Genomic DNA, 789 nt, shown 5'->3' on the forward strand with positions numbered 1-789 from the left:
ATGGGATGGCTGATCGCGCAGCTCGATTCCGAATGGCGCGGCGGCCTGCCGGGCGCGCGGACCGCATGCGATGACATCATCCGCCTTCTTTTCGTGCAGGCGATCCGCAGCCATTTCGGCGGCGGAACGGGCATCCCCAGCTGGCTCGGCGGACTTGCCGATCCGGCGGTCGCAAGGGCGCTCCAGGCCATCCACGGCGACCCGGCGCGCCACTGGCAGCTTGGGGACCTCGCCAGAATCGCAGGCTGTTCGCGATCGGCCTTTGCCGAGCGGTTTGCGCGCCGCGTCGGGAGGCCGCCGGTCGGCTATGCCACCAACTGGAGGATGCGGGTGGCGGCAAGGCAGCTGGCCAGCGGCTTGAAGACGATCAGCACGGTGGCATCGGAGGCAGGCTATCTCAGCGACAGCGCTTTCCACGCCGCCTTCCGCCGGGAGATGGGCGCCTCTCCCGCCGAATATCGGCGGAAATATCGGGCCGCATAGACTCCAGCGAACGATGCGCATCCTCCCCGATCCGATGGACAGCGATACCGCAACCGACGGCTAGTCCGGACTGGCTGTGTCTCCGTCAAACGTGACCGCCTGCGCCGCAGCGCCGGACATGATGAAGCCGATCGGTCGGCTCGCCTCTTCGTTGAGATGGGCGATGAGGCTGGCCGTACGCGCCAGCAGCGAAATGCCCTTCAGCGCGGCGAGCGGGAAGCCGACATCGAGCATGACCGCAGGGATCGCCCCGTTGACGTTGATCGGCAGCGGCCGACCCAGCGTTTCGGGCAGGCAATCGCGCAA

The 789-nt window shown here is 67.6% G+C and carries 1 protein-coding gene and 1 pseudogene; one reads left to right on the forward strand and one right to left on the reverse strand.

Going from position 1 to position 789, the window contains the following annotated elements; all coding sequences use genetic code 11:
• On the forward strand, window positions 1-483 hold a 483-nt coding region (locus DM995_RS19105), incomplete at its 5' end, for a helix-turn-helix transcriptional regulator (protein ID WP_116970701.1).
• A 60-nt stretch (window positions 484-543) separates the two neighbouring features.
• Here the strand turns inward: DM995_RS19105 and DM995_RS19110 are convergent.
• A pseudogene (locus DM995_RS19110) lies at window positions 544-789 on the reverse strand (citryl-CoA lyase); the annotation flags it as partial.

Source organism: Blastomonas sp. UPD001, assembly GCF_003426715.1.
Taxonomy (GTDB): domain Bacteria; phylum Pseudomonadota; class Alphaproteobacteria; order Sphingomonadales; family Sphingomonadaceae; genus Blastomonas.